This window comes from Planktothrix sp. FACHB-1355, assembly GCF_014748295.1.
GTDB lineage: Bacteria > Cyanobacteriota > Cyanobacteriia > Cyanobacteriales > Aerosakkonemataceae > Aerosakkonema > Aerosakkonema funiforme_A.
Genome location: NZ_JACJUP010000876.1, coordinates 1 through 3064 on the forward strand (window position 1 = coordinate 1; position 3064 = coordinate 3064).

The 3064-nt window shown below is 45.8% G+C and carries 2 protein-coding genes; both read right to left on the bottom strand.

The features are described 5' to 3' along the window. Nucleotides 1-1998: M3 family metallopeptidase (locus tag H6S82_RS26325; RefSeq protein WP_191056961.1), on the bottom strand; the 1998-nt coding region annotated here is incomplete at its 3' end. A gap of 268 nt (nucleotides 1999-2266) precedes the next feature. Next, nucleotides 2267-3064, bottom strand: a 798-nt coding sequence (locus tag H6S82_RS26330) for an ATP-binding protein (protein ID WP_191056962.1), incomplete at its 5' end; no start/stop codon positions are given.

Sequence of the window (3064 nt, forward strand, 5' to 3'; positions counted from 1 at the left end):
CAACACAGTATCGCGGAAACGGATACCCGTATCAATTAAAGCTTTCTCATCCTCCAAACCGGCTTCTTCAAAAGCAGAAAAAGCATCGGCGCTGAGAACTTCTGCCCACTTGTAGCTGTAATAACCCGCTGCATAACCGCCCGCAAAAATATGCCCAAACGCACATAAGAAAGCATCTTCTGGCAAAGGTGCTAACACTGTCGTGGTTTTGGCAATGCGACTGCGTACATCGGCAGGAGTTTCATCGCCACCGGGTTGATAGCGATGGTGCAATTCTAAGTCAACAATCGCAAAGTGAAGTTGCCGCAACATAGCGCTACCGCTCATATAATTGCGTGCAGCCAATAGCTTTTGATAATAATGTTCTGGCAGCGTTTCGCCTGTTTCGTAATGCTTCGCCATCCCGAACAAAGTTTCCCGATGGTAACACCAATTCTCCATAAATTGGCTGGGCAATTCCACTGCATCCCACTCTATATTATTGATGCCAGACGCATCGGGATAATCGACTTTGGTGAGCATATGTTGCAAGCCGTGACCGAATTCGTGGAACAATGTTTCCACTTCGCCAAAAGTCATCAAACTCGGTTTGCCATCGACTGGAGGAGTTTGATTGCACACCAAATAAGCTACTGGCAAACGAGTAGTTGTAGTGCCATTTTCCATTATTTTGGCGCGGACTATGCACTCATCCATCCAAGCACCGCCGCGCTTTTCGGCTGGGCGACTGTACGGATCTAAATAGAAGTAGGCAATGGGGGCACCAGTTTCGTCAGTAATTTGGAAATAACGCACATCTTCATGCCATACTGGTGCAGTGCCATCGGCAGGGGTGATGGTGACGCCAAATAACCGTTTTGCTAAGGAGAATAATCCATCTAAAACTTGCGGTAGTGGGAAGTAAGGGCGCAATTCTTCTGCATTGAAGGCAAATTTTTCTTCGCGCTGACGTTCTGCCCAAAAACTAATATCCCAGTGCTTCAAGTCGTTGGCTTCTGCGACATTTTTAGCAGCAGCATATGCTTTCAATTCTGCCAAATCTTTGGCAGCTGCATCGTAACTGACGCGACGCAGTTCTTCTAGCAAACCTTCTACTGCTTCTACTGAAGGAGCCATTTTGCGAGCTAAGCTGAGTTCGGCGTAGCTGTTGAAGCCGAGAAGTGCTGCTTTTTCTTTACGCAATTGCAAGATGCGATCGATCGCCGGTTTGTTATCCAATTCCCCGCTAGAAGCGCGACTGACGAACGCTTTGTACAACTTTTCCCGCAAGTCGCGACGGGTACTGTGCTGCATAAATGGGCCGTAACTTGGTAAATCTAAAGTGATGCGCCAAGGGCCATTTTCTGGGGTGGCATTTTCTTCACCCTCAGCACGCGCAGATTGTGCGGCTAAGCTGAGTAAACTGGGAGGTAAACCGTCAACTTCTTCTATGCTTGTCAGCGTCAAGCTAAAAGCTTTGGTGGCGTCGAGTACGTGGTTGGAAAATTTGGTGCCAAGTTCTGCCAATTCTAGTTGAATGGCGTTGAAACGCTCTTTCTGTTCGCCTGACAAACCGACGCCGGAAAGTTCGGCATCTTTAATCGCTGATTCTACAATACGCTGTTGTGCTGGATCTAAAGTATAAGAGCGATCGCTTTCTCCCAGTTTCTTAAAAGCATCGTACAGCGGTTTGCTTTGGCTGAGCTTATTGTAAAACTGCACAACTTTTGGCTGCACAGTTTCGTAAGCTTGGCGCAATTCCGGGCTATTCTTGACGCCCATCAAATGGCTCACCACTCCCCAACTCCAGTTTAAGCTTTCTTTCAGTCGGTCTAGTGGTTCTACCAAACCGCTCCAAGTCGGCTCTACCTGTGCTTCCAAGTTGGTAAGTTCTGCATCTAGTTTAGCCAGCAGCTTCTCAAAAGCAGGCACCACAAGATCTGGCTTAATGGTTTCAAAGGGAGGCAATCCTTTGCCAATTAACAAGGGGTTTTCAGTTATATTCGGGTTTTCAGTCATCTGTGGTTTTTCGGAGCGGTGTTTGGTAATTTCCCATAAAATTAGTCTTATTACTTATTATGAGCGATTGTAACGAGGCTGTGGAAATTCCATAGCCTGCCTGTGAGGGGAGATCCCCCTCGTTGATGCGATCGCTATTTTTTCCAGCCAAGCGTTAGATTATAATCCAAATTTTTTTTTCTGCCACTTGGGATCTATTAGACCTCTCCAAAAATTCTTGTGGGGTAGGCATCCTGCCTGCCCTTTGAGATTCTTTTGGAGCAGATGTCTATTGTGGTTTTTGGTGACGAATGGGAATCTTAATAACAAACTCGGTGCCATGTCCCAGTTCGGAATTGCACTCCAACTCACCGCCGTGTTTTTCGACAATAATTTGGTAACTGATCGATAAACCCAGTCCCGTTCCTTTGCCGACTGGTTTTGTCGTAAAGAATGGATCGAATATTCTTTGTCTCACTTCCGGTTTTATGCCAGAGCCGTTATCAGCCAGTCTTATGATGACTCGATCGTCCTCTAAAACTTCTGTGCGAATGCGAATCTGGGGATTTGGGATTAAAAATTTATCCTCTGCGCCTCTGCTATCCTGTTCCAGAGCGTCGATCGCATTGCTGATGATATTCATAAATACCTGATTTATTGGCCCTGCATAACACTCTACTTCAGGTAAATTGCCGTATTCTTTGATTACCTCAATACTGGGATGTCCTCCTTTCAACTTGAGCCGATTTTGCAAAATCAGCAGCGTGCTATCAATACCTTCGTGCAGGTTAACCGGTTTCATTTCCGCTTCGTCAAGCCGCGAAAAGTTCCGCAGCGACAAAACAATCTGGCAAATGCGATCGACGCCTATCTTCATAGAAGAGACTAATTTGGGTAAATCCTCTAGCACAAAATCAAGTTCGATCGCCTCTATTTTTTCTTGTATTTGCACTCCTGGATTGGGATATTGCTCTTGAAATAGTTTCACCAAAGATATCAATTCTTGAGTATATTGATTGACGTAGTTCAAGTTGCCGCTGATGAAATTTACGGGGTTGTTAATTTCGTGTGCAGATCGGAAGAGCGT